The organism is Amedibacillus sp. YH-ame10, from assembly GCF_053848885.1.
This window is the reverse complement of sequence record NZ_JBSPFA010000010.1, coordinates 1-17199: the sequence shown is the minus strand read 5'-3', so window position 1 is coordinate 17199 and position 17199 is coordinate 1. Positions and strand designations below refer to the sequence as shown.

At 33.3% G+C, this 17199-nt stretch carries 15 protein-coding genes; 8 read left to right on the top strand and 7 right to left on the bottom strand.

Annotated elements, in window-relative coordinates; genetic code table 11:
• Positions 1-81: 81 nt before the first annotated feature.
• The 3 genes from ACWG42_RS05550 to ACWG42_RS05540 form a co-directional block, all read right to left on the bottom strand.
• The gene (locus ACWG42_RS05550; RefSeq protein ID WP_455790687.1) at positions 82-2079 is read right to left on the bottom strand and encodes an AAA family ATPase; all 1998 of its coding nucleotides are present in this window, start codon (positions 2077-2079) and stop codon (positions 82-84) included.
• 69 nt (positions 2080-2148) lie between these two features.
• Positions 2149-2391, bottom strand: coding sequence for a hypothetical protein (locus tag ACWG42_RS05545; protein WP_455790685.1), 243 nt, complete (start codon positions 2389-2391; stop codon positions 2149-2151).
• Between the two features lie 9 nt (positions 2392-2400).
• On the bottom strand, positions 2401-3645 hold the full coding sequence (locus ACWG42_RS05540) for a DNA polymerase Y family protein (RefSeq protein WP_455790684.1): 1245 nt from the start codon (positions 3643-3645) through the stop codon (positions 2401-2403).
• A gap of 157 nt (positions 3646-3802) precedes the next feature.
• Here ACWG42_RS05540 and ACWG42_RS05535 point away from each other — a divergent pair, with 157 nt between their 5' ends.
• Complete coding sequence (locus ACWG42_RS05535; protein ID WP_455790682.1) at positions 3803-4387, top strand: LexA family protein; 585 nt, start codon at positions 3803-3805, stop codon at positions 4385-4387.
• Between the two features lie 48 nt (positions 4388-4435).
• Positions 4436-4693, top strand: a complete 258-nt coding sequence (locus tag ACWG42_RS05530) for a hypothetical protein (RefSeq protein ID WP_455790681.1) — start codon at positions 4436-4438, stop codon at positions 4691-4693.
• Between the two features lie 80 nt (positions 4694-4773).
• Here the strand turns inward: ACWG42_RS05530 and ACWG42_RS05525 are convergent, their stop codons facing one another.
• Together ACWG42_RS05525 and ACWG42_RS05520 are read right to left on the bottom strand one after the other, a co-directional pair.
• Positions 4774-5634 (bottom strand): NmrA family NAD(P)-binding protein, encoded by an 861-nt coding sequence (locus ACWG42_RS05525; RefSeq protein WP_455790679.1) that lies wholly within the window; start codon positions 5632-5634, stop codon positions 4774-4776.
• Entirely contained in the window at positions 5627-6055 is a 429-nt protein-coding gene (locus tag ACWG42_RS05520) for a MarR family winged helix-turn-helix transcriptional regulator (RefSeq protein WP_455790678.1), read from the bottom strand. The genes ACWG42_RS05525 and ACWG42_RS05520 overlap by 8 nt, the downstream gene beginning before the upstream one ends.
• Positions 6056-6274: 219 nt before the next feature.
• On the opposite strand from ACWG42_RS05520, the gene ACWG42_RS05515 reads away from it, so the two are divergent.
• Positions 6275-6949 carry a response regulator transcription factor gene (locus ACWG42_RS05515; RefSeq protein WP_455790676.1) on the top strand — a complete coding sequence of 225 codons (675 nt, stop codon included), beginning with the start codon at positions 6275-6277 and terminating at the stop codon, positions 6947-6949.
• The gene (locus ACWG42_RS05510) at positions 6939-7952 is read left to right on the top strand and encodes a sensor histidine kinase (protein ID WP_455790675.1); all 1014 of its coding nucleotides are present in this window, start codon (positions 6939-6941) and stop codon (positions 7950-7952) included. The genes ACWG42_RS05515 and ACWG42_RS05510 overlap by 11 nt, the downstream gene beginning before the upstream one ends.
• A 36-nt stretch (positions 7953-7988) precedes the next feature.
• Here the strand turns inward: ACWG42_RS05510 and ACWG42_RS05505 are convergent, their stop codons facing one another.
• Together ACWG42_RS05505 and ACWG42_RS05500 are read right to left on the bottom strand one after the other, a co-directional pair.
• Positions 7989-8975: a N(5)-(carboxyethyl)ornithine synthase gene (locus ACWG42_RS05505; RefSeq protein ID WP_455790674.1), complete on the bottom strand. Its 987-nt coding sequence runs from the start codon at positions 8973-8975 to the stop codon at positions 7989-7991.
• A 383-nt stretch (positions 8976-9358) separates the two neighbouring features.
• On the bottom strand, positions 9359-10333 hold the full coding sequence (locus ACWG42_RS05500; protein ID WP_455790673.1) for an ORF6N domain-containing protein: 975 nt from the start codon (positions 10331-10333) through the stop codon (positions 9359-9361).
• 485 nt (positions 10334-10818) lie between these two features.
• Between ACWG42_RS05500 and ACWG42_RS05495 the strand changes: the two genes are divergently transcribed.
• From ACWG42_RS05495 to ACWG42_RS05480, 4 genes are all read left to right on the top strand, one after another.
• Positions 10819-11586, top strand: coding sequence for an ABC transporter ATP-binding protein (locus ACWG42_RS05495; RefSeq protein WP_455790672.1), 768 nt, complete (start codon positions 10819-10821; stop codon positions 11584-11586).
• Entirely contained in the window at positions 11576-13633 is a 2058-nt protein-coding gene (locus ACWG42_RS05490) for an ABC transporter permease (RefSeq protein ID WP_455790671.1), read from the top strand. The genes ACWG42_RS05495 and ACWG42_RS05490 overlap by 11 nt, the downstream gene beginning before the upstream one ends.
• 358 nt (positions 13634-13991) lie before the next feature.
• A complete protein-coding gene (locus ACWG42_RS05485; protein WP_455790669.1) occupies positions 13992-14759 on the top strand; it encodes an ABC transporter ATP-binding protein in 768 nt (255 codons plus the stop codon).
• Positions 14749-16794 (top strand): FtsX-like permease family protein, encoded by a 2046-nt coding sequence (locus ACWG42_RS05480; RefSeq protein ID WP_455790668.1) that lies wholly within the window; start codon positions 14749-14751, stop codon positions 16792-16794. The genes ACWG42_RS05485 and ACWG42_RS05480 overlap by 11 nt, the downstream gene beginning before the upstream one ends.
• The last annotated feature ends 405 nt before the right edge of the window (positions 16795-17199 follow it).

Here is a 17199-nt window from a genome sequence, read left to right as displayed (position 1 = left end):
ACCTTTCTGTATCACTGAATAAAAGATTTCCATAAAACAACAAGAAGCCCTTATCAGGACTCCTCGTAAATTTCATTTTAATTAAGCCTTTACTATTTTTTGTTTTAACTTCTTCGTTGCGGCTTCCAATGTTGGACTTGTTTCAATTGCTTCCATGATGGCAGTCTCTTCCATTGTTTTATTCCATTTCTTCAACATGCCTTGTACAACTGATACTTTCTCTTTTGGTTCTAAATCACGAAACATAAAAATTTCATCAAAGATCTCCACAAACGATTTTCCAAGAGCCCTTTCTATTTGTTCATATGGACGAGTTTCTTCATCAAATCGTAAAGAGTTATGTTTGGATATCGGAAAATCTCCTTGCATAATCATAATGGAATGACGTAAATCAATTTTATAAATATCTCGTTCAATATATCCTTTTTGAATCGACTGTCTTAAAAACTGTAACATTCCCTCATTAGCCATGTGTAAGTTGGTAATGGATATGATGGTATATGGATTTCTACGTAGCTTTGATAAATTGTGTTCGATATTCTTTTCAAATGATGCCATATCAAACAGCACAACATCTTCTTGGTTTAGATAGTTATGATTGAATATATCAATCAATGTATTCTTACCTACCCCATGATTTCCCAGGAAAAGCCACACTCCTAAAGGTCGGTTCGATATGACTCCTTGTTCAATCCATTCCAATTGATGAATTACCTTTCGTATAACATCCCTTTGTCCTACCATATTCTTTTCTAATTGATGTCTTAATTCATCCAAACGATTTCGAGATGCGATAGGTATCGCAGTTAATTTTTCAATAACATCTTTCACAATCTCTTCATCTATGAATTGTTTATGAGAACGTTTCGCTCCCACACAAGCCAAATCTAAAACATCAATGGCTTTGTCTGGGAATTTTCGTGCAGGAATATAATATTCACAATACTGTACAATCGTCGATATCATATCCTTTGGTATCTGTACCAAATGGAACTCTTCATATTCTTTTATTTTTGCCTTTAACATTTCTACAGTTTCTTCTTTGCTAGGCTCTTTGATTGTAATCACTTGAAAACGACGTTCCAATGCCCGATCTTTTTCAATGTATTTCTCATACTCTTCAATCGTTGTAGCGCCAATACATTTGATAATACCTCTTGCAAGATAAGGTTTCAAAACACTTGATACATCAATGGAACCTTCAGATTTTCCTGCTCCTATCATCTGATGAATCTCATCGATAAATAAGATGACATTAGGATATTTTTGTAATAGTTTGATAATATTTTGAAGCTTCTCTTCAAAATCTCCACGATACTTTGTGCCAGCTACCAAAGAGTTCAAATGCAATTCATATAAGATTGCATTTGCTAATGAAGGTACTTTTCCTTGTTGAATCATACCCGCTAATTTTTCTACTAATGCTGTTTTTCCAACTCCCGGTTCTCCAATTAACAAAGGATTTGCTTTATCCTTGCGCGATAAAATAGAGATCATGAAATTTAATTCATCATCTCTTCCTACAATATCTACATTACTACCACATACATTTAAATTACGTAGTTCTCCTAATTTATCAAGTTCATGCATAGAGCCATTCTCCAATTGCATCAATAAGATATCTTCATCAATATCATAACGATGAAGGATTTCTGTTGCCACACAGCTTGTCGTATGCAACAAAGCCAAAGACAAACATTCCACATCCATTTGCTTCGTTTGTTTTTGATTTGCTTTCATCATAGCACTTTCTAAAATACTATCCACTACTTGCGTGACTTGTATTTCTTCTACATTTTGATCCTTTAATCCAAACAACACCATAAGATCCTCTTTCAATTGAAAGTAGTACATCCCTTGTGAAGATAACATTTTGGATAAAGGCGTGCTGCTATCTTTTAATATCGCTAGCAGTAAGTGTTCACTGCCGATATAGTTGTTTCCCATGTCTTTAGCTTCTTGTTTTGCACAATCCATGATTGCGCTCACTTGTTTATTCATGCGATACTTCATATCATCACCATCCTTATCATTCCTCAGTATATGTTTTTCCAATGTCGCTTTTGTTAGTATAACCATTTTATTTCTGGATATTTCATAGATGGTTTGTTTTATGAAAAACATTTCGACGAAGTTGGACAAACATGTTTATGGTTTTGTACTTTCCATAAACCACCTTGTTCTTTCATAATATAGATTGCGAATATTCCCCGCGATACGACAACGATATAAAATCCCACATCCTCCTACTTCTGATACTGCTCTTTTTACATCTATAATGCGATCAATAGCATACTCTCTTCCATCTTCCCATACGATAGAAATTGGTGTAATCCCACCTTCTTTATCCACCTTCTGATATACACTTACATAACGTTTATATAATTTCATAAAGACCTCCTAGAAAAAGGAAACCGGATATACAATGTGATCTTCTTTAGGATTAAAATTTGTTAGCTTTTTATCCAACAACATGGCACATCGCTTTGCCTTAGAGAATCCAAATTTTATACGTATTCCATCAATGGTTTCTTCCAAACATTTTTGTTTATGGCGTTCTTCTTCACTCACAAAGAAATTCATTTGTCGATAAGTGCTATCCTTTTCGATTCCACTAATGGATACCCCAATGGTTCGAAGAGGTACTTGAAAGGTGTAATTTTCTTGTAGAAGTTCTATCACATGCGGCATGATTTCATTTGCTAAGTTGGTTGCCTGTGCTATCTTTCTTTGTCTATGAAAAGTAATAAGCTCCTTACTACGCAAAGATATACTAATAATATTCCCTGCTAGTCCCTGTTCTTTCAATCGTGAGGCGATGGATTCTACCAAAACATAATACACTAGCTTTGCCTCTTCAAATGTACAAACATCCTTAGGAGAAGTAACTGCGTTACCTACTGATTTTACTTGTTCCTTGTGGTTAGAGAGTGCTACTTCAGATACATCTTCTCCATTCGCAAACCACCAAATCCATTCCCCCATTTTCCCGAAATGATCCTTCATCCACCCTAGTGGCAATTGGGCAAGTTGTCCAATTGTCTCAATAGAATAATATTGTAACTTTTTCTTTGTGGCTCTTCCTACATAAAAGAGTTCTCCAACAGATAAACCCCAAACCTTTTCTTTATAGTTTTCTTTTGTGATTTCTGTTAACCCCATATGCTTATCCATATCAGAACCTAGCTTTGCGAATATTTTATTAAAGCTAACACCAATGGAAATTGTTAACCCAATTTCTTGATAAACTCTTGTTTGAATAAGTTTTGCGATTTCATACCCAGAGCCAAATAAAGGAAGAGATTCACTTACATCAACCCATGCCTCATCCAATCCATAAGATTCTACCTTATCACTATATTCATGATAGATATCTTTCACTCTATCTGTGTAATAAATGTATTCTTCATAATCTGGGTGAACAATGCGAAGATGTGGACATTTCGCATAGGCTTCCCGCAAGGATTCTCCTGTTGTAATATGAAATTTTTTTGCTTCATCATTTTTTGCCAATATAATTCCATGCCGTTCTTCTTCATGTCCTCCAACTGCCATGGGTACACCTCGTAACTGTGGAAATTTCATCTCTTCAATTTGTGCATAACAATGATTGATATCACAATGCAAAATAACTCGTTCGCCCATGTCGTTCACCTCTGAATTTATTATAATACTTTTGTTCCATATTTCAATAGTTTTTGGAACATTTGAATTATTTTCCATTTTGTGAAAAATGATCGTTCCATTATTGACAACATTCATATCTATGGTAAACTAACCATATAGTACTGGAGGATATGTTATGAACCTTAGTGAACTAATTACCTATTATCGCAAAATCAATGGAATGAGTTTAGAAGCCATTGGAGATGTCGTAGGTGTCGCGAAGTCTACCGTAAAACGATGGGAATCCGGAGAATCGAAAAATATACCAGATTCTAAATTAGAAAAGCTGTCGGAGTTATTTGGAATTGATGTGTTTACTTTTCTTAATGGACAAGTGAAACCTATTTTAGGATATGTGAAAGCTGGGTATGATTTATTTGCCAATGAGAATTTGTTAGGATATGAAGAAGTCACAAAGAAAGAGGCTTCACAAGGGGACTATTATTTAAAAGTACAAGGTGATTCTATGAATGGATCTCGTATCAATGATGGGGACTTGGTATATGTGAAGACTTGTCAGGATGTGGATAATGGGGATATTGCGGTAGTTTTATTAGATCAAAGTGAAGTCACGATTAAGAAAGTGCTTAAGAAAGAACATTCCTTAATCCTTATGGCGACCAATCCTGTATATGAACCTAAAGTTTTTAGTGAAGAAGATATGCAAGCCAATCGTATACAAATTATTGGTAAGGTGTTACACTCAAAAATTCAATTCTAATGCATAAGATGGAAAAGAATGGCAATCATGAACATAGGAGGAATGATCATGTACGCTATTCGAAGTACCAAAACCAACCGATGGTTTTCTGGAATCGATACACGTTTTGGGGAAGGAAGTTCACATCACTTGATTATGGATGATACCATACCAATGTTATTTAAGACAAAGGAACTTGCAAGAATTGAACTATTAAGTAATCATATGCATATTCGTAAATATGAGATTTTAGAAGTTGACTTACATATTGTCACAAATAAGCCAATCGTAGCGAATTATAATTCGATGGCAAATACAAATGGATAAGAAAGCATATGGACGATACAAGTCATGCTTTCTTTTTCTAACTAAAAAAAGCAGTAGAGTTTAAATCTACCGCTTAATCGTTACTGCCAATAACTTATATTTTTCTTTACAAATTGCTCAAATGTCTGTGGTTTCTTATTCATTACCTGTTCAAAAATTGGTGTTACTTTTTTTGCTGTTCCCAAACGTGTCATCATATACAACATCCCCATAACAGTACAATATTCTTTTTCCAATCCTCTTATTTCTATCCAATATTTTTTTGCAATAGATGGTTTAGGATTGGTATATATGATATCTCTGCCTAATTGTTTAGATAAGATTTTTGCAACTTCCCAATAATCAATTGCTTCTGAACCTGTTATTGAATAGCCTTTATTTTGGTGTGACTCAGGCTCACTTAAGACCTTTGCAGTGATTTCACCTATATCCTCAGCGTCTATGAAGCTAGTTAATGCTTTTTTTACTGGAACAACAATCCTGTTAAAATGCTTTATCTCAAAAGCATGAATACCACTGATGTTCTGCATAAAGAAGCTAGGACGTATATGGCAATAAGGTAATTTTGCTTGCTCGATATACTTCTCAATTTTATGGTGTGGTGGAACAGGGTTGTTTTCAACGCCAATCAAAGAAAGAAAGCTGATTAGTTTCATTCCTCCATGGTTTTTTAATACGTCAATAAATGGTTTTAAGTCATCTGGTTTACCTAAATGTGGTGGACGCATTATAAATACCCTGTCTACATCTTCCAAAGCATTGTTAAATGTTGTTGGATCTGTAAAATCGAAATGAACTACCTTCACTTTATCACCAAACATTTTGGTAAGCCTTTCTACACATGTCCCTGCTACGGTTACTTCTTGCCCATTTTCAAGGGCGTATTTTACCACGTATTTACCTACGTTCCCAGAAGCACCAGTTACTAAAATTCTACCCATTGTCTTTTCCTTCCGACAGAATATCATTTGCTGTTTCCAATAATGCTAACAAATCACTAAATTTCTCTTCACCCATTCGTTCTTTCAATATAGACATCATTTTAAAGTATTCTTCATACGTATCTTCTACAAGTTGAATAGCCTTATCCGTTGGAATGAGAAGAACACTACGTTTATCAGTTTCAGATTGTTTTTTCTCAATATAGCCACTTGCAGATAGAGAGGTTACCATATTCGTTGCCATTGATTTTGTAAAACGGAAAAATCGTGCTACTCCGATTGGTGTTTTTTCCTCTTCTGTTTTCACCAAATAAATCAACATTCCCATTTCACTGGAGCGAACGGGAAGTTCTCTTTTTATATTGATATTCATTCTACAAAAAAGAGAAATTTGCTCTGATGCTCTTATAAAATCATCCATAATTGTACTCCCATCCATATCTATAAAGTACACTCGATGTACTTTATTTAATAGTAGTACATCAAGTGTACTTTGTCAATGGGATTATAGTTACTTTTCTTACGAATGCCTTTTGTTTACAAAAAAGAAGTATATGTTAGCTAACACTTTTGTAAGTTGCTGAGATAAAACTTTTTTTTGAAGATTTCATACGTTATAATAAGACTAGGTGGTGATATCATGTATCGTATTATGGTAATTGAAGATAATGATAAAATACGTAATGAACTTAGTGATTTTTTAGGAAAGAATGGGTATCAAGCGCTTGCGCCTATTGATTTTGAACATATTCTTGACGTTGTAAAAGAAGAGAAACCAGATTTAATCTTGTTAGATTTGAACCTTCCTGTTGTGGATGGTCATTTTATCTGTCGTGAAATTAGAAAAGATAGTAATCTTCCTATCATTGTAGTCACAAGTCGTGATTCTGAAATGGATGAATTGATAAGTATGAACTTAGGAGCAGATGATTTTGTCACAAAACCTTATAATTTACAAATTTTATTAGCACGTATTTCACGTGTTTTACAAAGAGCGTATGAACATTCTAGTGGAAATGTTTTAAGTATCCATGATATACAATTGGATATTTCTAAGAGTACCTTATCCTATCGAGATAAACTTGCGGATTTAACAAAGAATGAACTTCGTATTATGCATTGTTTGTTTGAGAATAAGAACAAAATCGTATCTCGTAATGAGTTGATGCAACATATGTGGGATTGTGATCTGTTTGTGGATGATAATACCTTAACAGTAAACATCAATCGTTTGCGTAAGAAGTTGGAATATCTACAGTTAGATGATCTGATTGCGACAAAACGAGGATTGGGTTATATCATATATGAGGACTAGAGATTTCTTACGTGAGAAGTTTTATTATGTTCTCTTTACCTTATTTACAAGTACCGTTATCTTTATGTTTCTATATGCAGTTAGGACAAATTTCCAAGTCATTATCATTATTGAAATACTTATTTGGATTACCTTCTTTTGTAATATGTTTGTGGAATTTGGAAGAAGAAAATCCTTTTATACAAAGTTAGAAAGTATTCTTGAAGGGTTGGATAAGAAATATCTTTTAACGGAAGTGATAGAAGAACCTTTATTTATGGATGGGAAAATATTACATGATACGTTAAGAACTGTTGATAAATCAATGGCAGAGCATGTAAATACCTATCGTCTTAGTCAAAATGATTATAAAGATTATATTGAGATGTGGGTACATGAAGTAAAAACACCACTTGCGGCAGCGCAGTTGGTAATACAAAACAATCCAGGTCCAGCAAGTGAAAGCCTTGTGGAAGAGATTAATAAGATTGAGGATTTTGTCGATCAAGCTCTTTATTACGCAAGAAGTACGAATCCAGAAAAAGATTATATTATCAAAGATATCTCCTTACAAGAAAGTGTCAATAAAGTCATTCGTAAACATTCCAAGACGTTTATTTATAAAAAGATTCGAATGGAAATTGATGATATTGACGTACATGTGTATAGTGATGCGAAATGGTTAGAATTTATTTTGAATCAAATCATTGGCAATGCCCTAAAGTACACAAGTGAACAAACAGGAGTGCTTCATATTTATACTACAAAATCAGAAAATAATATTTCTTTACATATTCATGACAATGGAATAGGAATAGAGGAACACGATATCTCTCGTATTTTTGATAAAGGATTTACGGGTACAAATGGACGTACCAATGAAAAAGCAACAGGTATGGGATTATACCTTTGTAAGAGCTTATGTGATAAACTCTATCTTTCCATTGATGCTCAGTCCACACCATCAGTGGGGACAACCATTTGTATTACATTTCCTATTAGTAAACTTATGTTATTAAAATGAAAATGAAGACACTCGACAGTGCCTTCATTTTTTTATTTAGTGTATTATCGCTTTGTTTTTTTGTTGCATACTTGTTTGGTAGGTTGTTATCTTTTCATCATGGATCACACCACAGGAGATGATTTTACATTCCTTTAAGATTTCCTCTTTGCTTGTAATCAGTGCGTCCACGTAATCTGCAATCAAAGGCGAAATCGTTGAAGTTGCGCTGCGATAGTAAAGAGAAGGTGTATTATTTACTGCATATACCATAACACCATCCATTTCATAAAGTGGATCTTTGATTGTTGTGGAACGAGCGCCTTCAATTGCGCCATCCACATCATCACTGACATCAATTAACATAGCCTGTGGTTTCATATGTTGTAAATCCTTATGATACAGGATATGGTCTACTCTTGATGGGTCCCATAGTACTGCATTGATGACAATATCAAAATCACCTATCTCATCACGTAGTTCATGTTCCATTTGACGATTGAAGAATTTTACCTTGCCACCAAGGGATTGTATGATATAGTTCGCTCCCATCGCAGTATTTCCACGACCAATGATGGCGACTTGTTTTCCATATGCCAAGATACCAAGACATTGCAAAGCGTGCAATACTGCACTTTCTCCCGCAATGAAATTATTCTCCCAAAATAAATGACGGCCATTATGCGTAAGTTCTTCCCATGCATAACAAACAAACTTTTTATCCACTAATAAGGACGTAAGTTTAGGATCTTCTACTGCATGTATCCATCCAAATAATTGTGTATGTTCTTTTAAATCCTTTAAATATCTTGCTTCTCCAATTTTAGGATCACAAACAATATCGCAAGTAAGTACCTGTTTTCGAGATTCTACATGTACACCCGCCTTGTTGTAACATTCATCTTCTATGCCAAAATCTTTACCATAACCCTCTTCTATAAAAATTGAATCTTTATGTGTAATCTTCATAATATCTTCTGGCAAAATTGCCAAACGCTTTTCAAACAGTTTATCACTTTTCACAAAACCTATTGTCTTATTCATATATCAGTACACCCTTTCTTAATATCTAGAAATCAAGCGTTCTGTATGTTCTTATATTCGTTACGATACTACAGAACGTAAGTATTCAACGAACAATGACAGGGGAGGTTTTTGATGATCACTTCGATTATGAATCTGATAGTTCTCATATAACGCTAAGTATAAATGGGTGTTCTGCATCAAAAACACCTCCTTTTGTGATGAGTAGCGAATTGTATTGATCGCAACTATGGTCTCAGTATAACACTTCCCCTATCGTTATACAATTTTACATATCTCTATCTTCCATTCGTAAAGTTGATACAAATTGAACAAATTAAAAGATAATCAGTGATGAATGATTATCTTTTTCTATTTATCTAATAGCCTAAAGTATAAAAAAACTATCTAAACAATAAGTCACTATTTTCTAAAATTCTATCTATTACAGGATGCATAACTTCTGTGTCCAACATTTTGTGAATAGTGCTCACTTTATTACCAGTATCCTTGCTAGAAAGACCACAGTGATACATAATTTCATCAGATGTACCATAATCTAAAACGATATAGCGATCATGAAATTCTCTAATCCTTTTAACATATAAACTGGAATATTCTCTATTAAAATTGTCTACTTCTAGTTTATGTAATTTTGGTACACTTTTATTAGCAGTAAATATGGTAATATTCACGTTTCTTTTTTTATGCTTAAGTAAAGTTAAAGTGTCAATATCTACATAATTATCAATCAAAAAAATCGTGTGTTTTGCATGTTTATAGATGTTGATATATGCTTCATTCGCTTCAAACTTCTGTCCTTCTAAGAATGTTATTTCTTTGATCGGAGTATCATCTAAGAAGTTGTCCATTATTTTGTCTATATCTGTTTTAGTAACCATTATAGACTCAATGCCTGTAATTCTTTTATCTTGATCAATCATATGATTAGATAGTTTTAAAATTTCTTCATTACTTATTAGTTGTTGGTTTTCAACAATGTAGTGTTTCATTTTCTGAAAAGATCGCATGATATACATGCTCTGTTTTGTGGCAACTTTACCTTTCAATACTGTAGCTAGCATGTAAACACCAATTTCTGTGAAGACTCTTATTTTAGAAGTTCTTCCTCCTTTTTTACCTTTCGTTTGTATCGTGGTCGCAATTTGCGACTTCGATAATAGAGTCATTTCAGTGTTCGTCAATTCATACATAAAATCTTCTGGAAACTTTTCAATATTTCTAGTTACCTGTTCATTTAGGCGTTTTACTTCGTATCCATATAAGTTAGCTAAATCACAATCAAGCATAACTTGTTGTCCACGAATTACGTGTACTAAATCTTTGAACTCTTTATCATTTGTAATTATTTCATTCATCTAATTACCTCCCTTCAATATATATATACGATATAAAATGTCAAAATCCTAAATATCTTTAAATTTTTGCGAAATCACATAATGTGACTTCACGATTAAGAAAAAATCCCAAGAGGAACCTTTTGATTGCCTTACTACAACTATCTCTATATTCAATAAACTCTCTATTTATTACCATTATTTTCACTACCTTTCTATTTTTGTAGAATTTCGATATAAATTGGAGGGACAATAAGCATATGACAAAAGAAATATTCGCTATTATAATTACGCTTTTCATAGAATCATCCTTCCTTAATTTATACTAATATTTTCTTTATTTATAAATTATCAATAAGTATACTTTACAAATGGAAGATCTCTATAAAAGGTAAACATAGCTCTGTATTTTACCTTACAACAATGTAAGAACAATGATATATACATCTATGGAATAGGATTGTTTCCTCTATTAAACTTAAAGTATACAAATGAGGAGGATGTTTATGAAAACAATACTACATGTGGATAACATAGAAAAATATTATGGGAGTCGTGGAAATATCACAAAGGCTGTAGACAATATAAGCTTTCAAGTACAGGAAGGAGAATTTGTCGGTGTTATGGGACCAAGTGGTTCTGGTAAGACAACTTTATTAAACTGTATTTCTACCATTGATCGTGTGACGAGTGGACATATTTATATCAATGACCATGATATTACCGCATTGAAAAAGGATGATTTAAGTAAGTTTCGTCGTGATGAATTAGGATTTATCTTTCAGGATTTCAACTTGTTAGATACCTTAACGGCATATGAGAATATTGCTCTTGCCTTAACGATTCAAAAAGTAAAGAGTTCAGAAATTGATATGCGAGTAAAAGAAGCTGCCTATAAATTAGATATTATGGATACGTTAAACAAATATCCTTATCAATTATCTGGTGGACAAAAACAAAGAGTTGCTTCTGCACGTGCGTTGATTAGCAATCCTAGTATGATTTTGGCGGATGAACCAACAGGTGCTTTGGATTCAAAGTCAAGTCGTATGTTGTTGGAATCCATGGAACGCATGAATCGTGAATTCAAGGCGACCATTATGATGGTAACGCATGATGCCTTTACTGCTTCTTATGCACATCGTATCTTATTTATTAAGGATGGAAAAATATTTAATGAAATCGTACGTGGAAATGATTCTCGAAAAGACTTCTTTAATAAAATATTGGAAGTTGTTACTTTATTAGGAGGTGACACGAGCAATGTACTTTAAACTTGCGCTTAAAAACGTTAAAAAGAGTTTTAGAGATTTCCTTATTTACTTTCTAACGTTAGCCTTCGCGGTATGTTTGTTTTATACCTTTAACTCGTTTCAAAGCCAACAGGCTGTTATGGAAATGAACGATAGACAGAGTGTGCTTGTAGAACAATTATCCGTTTTAATGAGCGCTTTATCGGTATTTGTTGCGATTATCTTAGCGTTCTTAATTCTATATGCGAACAATTTCTTAATCAAACGTAGAAAGAAGGAATTTGGTTTATATACTTTATTAGGTATGCCTAAGTTTCTAATATCAAAGATTTTAATCTATGAAACATTTATTATCGGAGTTAGTTCCTTACTTGTTGGGATGGGGCTAGGAATACTATTATCCCAAGCGTTAACCGTAGTAACAGCAGGTTTGTTTGAAGTTACTCTTCATTATTCCTTTGTGTTCTCCTTATACGCAACACTTGTCACAATCATATCTTTTGGTGTAATCTTCATCATTTCAATGTTGTTGAATAGTTTCCTATTAAGTCGCTATAAGTTGATTGATCTTATTCATGCGGATCAAAAGAATGAATCTCTTAAGATTAAAAAAGTTTGGTTAAATGCGATTTTCTTCATTCTTTCAATTCTTAGTTTAGGGTTTGCATACTATATTTCTTTAGATAAGGGTGCGGAAGCTTTAAATTATTTGATTCCGATTATCATCGCTGGATGTATTGGTACTTTCTTATTCTTCCTATCTTTAGCTGGGTTCTTATTAACCATTACGCGTTCTTGTAAACGTGTATACTTTAAGAATTTGAACTGCTTTATTTTGAGACAAATCAATTCTAATATCAATAGCAATTTCCTTTCTATGAGTTTTGTATGTATTATGTTGTTACTAAGTATTGGTGCGTTATCAACAGGATTGAGTTTGAACTCTACCATCAATGAAACAATCAAATTATCTACGCCTTATGACTATACGTATGTAGTGGAATATTATACGGCGTATTCACCAGATAAAAACAACAATCTTCCACTGAACGCAGAAAGTTTACTAGAAGATTTGCAGATTGATAAACAATATATCAAAGAGGAAAACATAGAAAAATCATATGTGGCAGATATTCGTTTAAATGATCCAAGCATCATCGATCATATACAAGATGAATTCTTTAAATCTCAAATGGCAACTAGAAACAATACAAGAATACGTGCCATTCCATTATCGGTATATAATCAAGAACTATGTGTTCGAGGATACGATCCAATTTCTTTAAATAAAGATGAAATCTTCATCTTTACAAATACAGAAATGATGAAGCCAATTGTACAAGATGTAATTGATGCCAAACCAGAAATAACATTGTTTGGTAAAACATTAAAGACTGCCAATGATTCTTATGATGGAATTCCAATTGGCACTACTGCAGCAATCAATAACGATATGTTAGCACTTGTTGTCGATGATTCTAACATTCCTAAAGATACAGAAGTCTTTGATATCTATTGGAATGTGAATCATAGTGATTCTATAAGTGATGAAGACTTTGCGAACATGGTAGAGAAACAGGTTCTAAAGGTAAACGAAACGTTAGATGAAGACATCTTTTTCCAAATTGTTGGCTGTATGAACACAAAAGATGATGTATATTCATCTAGCAAAGGGTTGAGCGTTATCTTGACTTACATTGGAATCTATTTAGGTATTGTCTTTATGATTGCCAGTGCAGTAATTTTAGCTCTTCAACAACTTTCACAAGCAAGTGACAACAAAAGACGTTATACCATTTTATCTAAAATTGGTGTTGATAAACGTATGATGAATCGTTCTATCTTTTCTCAAATTGGTATTTACTTCTTATGTCCTTTGGTACTAGCCATTGTGCATAGTATCGTAGGAATCAAAGTTGTAAGTTATGTAGTGGTCATGATGGGTAGAGCAGATATATTCTTATCCTCTATTGTTACTGGAGGGATCATACTCGTTATCTATGGATCCTATTTCCTTGTGACCTATGTTGGTTATAAAAACATTATCAAAACTAAAAGTATTCTATAAGATGTCAAAGCTAGCTATTTGACATCTTTTTTCTATACGATATGTGCTACAATAATTTTATAACTTACAACAATGTAAGGGTATTGTTATACAGTTCCATGGCTACCAATCTTGAAATGCCTTAAACTATAGGTGAGCGATGGAGGTGTGTATATATGAAACGATTATGGATATATCGCTTTGAACTGTGTATTGCTACATCTGGGCTTTTACTATTAGCCAGTGTGTTCTTTCCAACTAGCTTACCCGCAGGATTCTATGTGTGTATGTTGATCCTGTTTCTCATATCCATCGTATTGCTGAAACTTTCCGCAATAAACGAACATTTAAAAAACAAAATTAGAAAGGGAGGGTTTTTATGAAACCAGTATTACGTGTAGAAAATATAGAAAAATATTATGGAAGCCGTGGGAATATTACAAAGGCGGTAGATAGCATTAGCTTCAAAGTCCATGAGGGAGAATTTGTTGGAGTTATGGGACCAAGTGGTTCTGGTAAAACAACATTACTTAATTGCATCTCTACTATTGATAATGTAACGAGTGGACACATTTATATCAACGATAAAGATATCACCGCATTGAAAAAAGATGCGTTAAGTAAATTTCGTAGAGATGAATTAGGATTTATCTTTCAAGATTTTAACTTATTAGATACCTTAACTGCATATGAAAATATTGCTCTTGCCTTAACCATTCAAAAGGTAAAAAGTTCAGATATTGACAAGCGTGTGAAAGAAGTCGCAACCAAACTAGATATCCTAGATACATTACAAAAATACCCATACCAATTATCTGGTGGACAAAAACAAAGAGTTGCTTCTGCACGAGCTTTGATTACCAATCCTAGTATGATCCTTGCAGATGAACCAACAGGTGCATTAGATTCTAAATCTAGTCGTATGTTATTGGATTCTATGGAACGTATGAATCGCGATTACAACGCGACTATTATGATGGTAACACATGATGCCTTTACTGCTTCTTATGCACACCGTATCTTATTTATTAAGGATGGAAAAATCTTTAATGAAATTATACGTGGAAATGATTCTCGCAAAGACTTCTTCAATAAAATATTAGAAGTTGTGACCTTACTTGGAGGTGACACGAGCAATGTACTTTAAACTCGCGCTAAAGAACGTTCGCAAGAGTTTTAAAGACTTCCTCATTTACTTCTTAACGTTAGCGTTCTCTGTTTGTTTATTTTATACTTTTAATTCCTTTCAAGCACAACAAGCAGTTATGGAAATGAGTCAAACCCAATTAGAAATTATCGAAATGTTAACGATGTTAATGACCATTCTTTCTGTGTTTGTCGCCATTGTTCTTGCGTTCTTGATTTTATATGCGAATAATTTCTTAATTAAGCGCAGAAAAAAAGAACTTGGTATTTATACGCTATTGGGTATGCCAAAACGCAAAATATCCAAAATTCTTGTATATGAAACATTTGTCATTGGTTTAACATCTTTGGTTATTGGGATGTTATTAGGACTCTTATTATCCCAAATACTTACCGCAGTATCTGCTAGTTTATTTGATGTAACCCTGAACTATCGATTTGTGTTCTCTCCAAGTGCAACCATTGTTACATTATTGGCATTTGGTGGAATCTTCCTACTTACGATGCTTTTTAATACCTTTGTATTAAATCGCTATAAATTGATTGATTTGATTCATGCAGATCGTAAAAATGATGAATTAAAAATTAAAAAAGTATGGGTATCCATCATCGTATTTATAATCTCCTTGGTATGTTTAGGTGGAGCTTACTACTTTTCTATGAAAGATGCTTTTACCGCATTTATGAATTTATTACCGATTATCATTGCTGGAAGTGTTGGTACGGTACTATTCTTCCTATCTCTTGCGGGATTCTTATTAACCGTTATAAAATCAAGCAAGAAAGTATACTTTAAAAACTTGAACTGTTTTATTCTAAGACAAATCAATTCCAACATTAACTCAAACTTCATTTCTATGAGTATCGTGTGTATTATGTTGTTGTTAAGTATTGGAGCGTTATCTACGGGCTTATCTTTAAATAGTACCATCAATCTAGCACTACGTAACTCGACACCTTATGATATCACATACACAGCATTTCAATACAATCAGTATGCGAATGAAAAACCTGTGAATATGCCAGATAACACTGGTGAATTGTTAGCGAACTTACCTATTGATAAAAGTTTAATCAAATCTGAATTCTTAACAAAGAAATACAAATCTGATGTGAATTTCAAAGATCCAGCAATCATGGATTGTTTAAGCGATAACTACAAAAGTATGATCTATGAAGAGGGTGATGTATCTATACCTGTCTTCTCTTTAAGTTCTTATAATCAAGAGTTAAAGGCAAGAGATTACGATACCATCAAGCTATCTGATAACGAAGTATATCTATTTTCTAACTCGGAAATGCTTGCGGATGGAGTACAATCGATACTTGATGCAAAACCAACCATACAGTTATTTGGACATGACTTGAAAATTTCCAATGATGACTATATGGCGATTCCAATTGGTACTACAACCTCTGTAAACACAGAAACATTAGCATTGGTTGTAAAGGATGAGTTTATCCCCGAAGACACACAGGTATTAAATTATTATTGGAGCGCAAACCACGTAGATTCTATAAGTGACGCTGCGTTTGCGGAAGAATTACGTAATGCACTTTTCCAAATAAATGAATCCTTACCTGAAGAACAATTTTTACAAACGATCGACTTTTTCTACCCTACAAAAGATGAAGTCTACATCAACAGCAAAGGTTTAAGTGTTGTGTTTACGTATATTGGTATTTATTTAGGTATTGTATTTATGATCGCAAGTGCAGTGATCTTAGCACTTCAACAGTTATCACAAGCAAGTGATAACAAGAAACGTTATATGATACTTACAAAAATTGGTACTGATAAACGTATGATGAATCGTTCTATTCTAATGCAAATTGCGATTTACTTTATGTTGCCGTTACTCTTAGCCCTAGTGCATAGTTATGTAGGAATACATGTCGTCAATGTCATGGTTATGAGCTTTGGTAAAACAGATATTATGATGTCCTCTCTTACAACAGCGGGAGTTATCATAGCGATCTATGGTTCTTATTTCCTTGTCACATATATGGGATATAAAAATATTATTAAGAGTTAAATAGGATTAGCTATTAATTTAAAATGCACGTAATGAATCAGATGAACCGTTGATTATGTGCATTTTTTATACTACTTTTATTACAAACCTTTCACGCTTTGATACAAAAAAGCTACTCTCTAGGAGTAACTTTTTAATTTAAAGGCATCAAACGCTAAGTTGCGATGTTAACACATAACATTTACCTAGAAAATGGCGCTTTACTTAGACTTACCTTTGATACCTGTATTATATAGTATGCCAGTAAATCTGTCAACTATGATGATTTACACCACTAGTTGTTCTCATTCGAAAATGATAATGTCTCAATGTATCAATATTGAAAATGTCCCAATGTAATTTAATAAAAGTATATAATATCTCCTTAAGGGAGGTCATTATGAGAAAGGTTGAATTAAGAATGAA

Coding starts and splice junctions, on each gene's coding strand:
- ACWG42_RS05515 (WP_455790676.1), top strand. CDS start 6,275: ATGTATCGTATTATGGTAATTGAAGATAATGATAAAATACGTAATGAA.
- ACWG42_RS05500 (WP_455790673.1), bottom strand. CDS start 10,333: ATGAATGAAATAATTACAAATGATAAAGAGTTCAAAGATTTAGTACAC.
- ACWG42_RS05550 (WP_455790687.1), bottom strand. CDS start 2,079: ATGGTTATACTAACAAAAGCGACATTGGAAAAACATATACTGAGGAAT.
- ACWG42_RS05485 (WP_455790669.1), top strand. CDS start 13,992: ATGAAACCAGTATTACGTGTAGAAAATATAGAAAAATATTATGGAAGC.
- ACWG42_RS05540 (WP_455790684.1), bottom strand. CDS start 3,645: ATGGGCGAACGAGTTATTTTGCATTGTGATATCAATCATTGTTATGCA.
- ACWG42_RS05510 (WP_455790675.1), top strand. CDS start 6,939: ATGAGGACTAGAGATTTCTTACGTGAGAAGTTTTATTATGTTCTCTTT.
- ACWG42_RS05525 (WP_455790679.1), bottom strand. CDS start 5,634: ATGGGTAGAATTTTAGTAACTGGTGCTTCTGGGAACGTAGGTAAATAC.
- ACWG42_RS05530 (WP_455790681.1), top strand. CDS start 4,436: ATGTACGCTATTCGAAGTACCAAAACCAACCGATGGTTTTCTGGAATC.
- ACWG42_RS05520 (WP_455790678.1), bottom strand. CDS start 6,055: ATGGATGATTTTATAAGAGCATCAGAGCAAATTTCTCTTTTTTGTAGA.
- ACWG42_RS05545 (WP_455790685.1), bottom strand. CDS start 2,391: ATGAAATTATATAAACGTTATGTAAGTGTATATCAGAAGGTGGATAAA.
- ACWG42_RS05490 (WP_455790671.1), top strand. CDS start 11,576: ATGTACTTTAAACTTGCGCTTAAAAACGTTAAAAAGAGTTTTAGAGAT.
- ACWG42_RS05480 (WP_455790668.1), top strand. CDS start 14,749: ATGTACTTTAAACTCGCGCTAAAGAACGTTCGCAAGAGTTTTAAAGAC.
- ACWG42_RS05535 (WP_455790682.1), top strand. CDS start 3,803: ATGAACCTTAGTGAACTAATTACCTATTATCGCAAAATCAATGGAATG.
- ACWG42_RS05505 (WP_455790674.1), bottom strand. CDS start 8,975: ATGAATAAGACAATAGGTTTTGTGAAAAGTGATAAACTGTTTGAAAAG.
- ACWG42_RS05495 (WP_455790672.1), top strand. CDS start 10,819: ATGAAAACAATACTACATGTGGATAACATAGAAAAATATTATGGGAGT.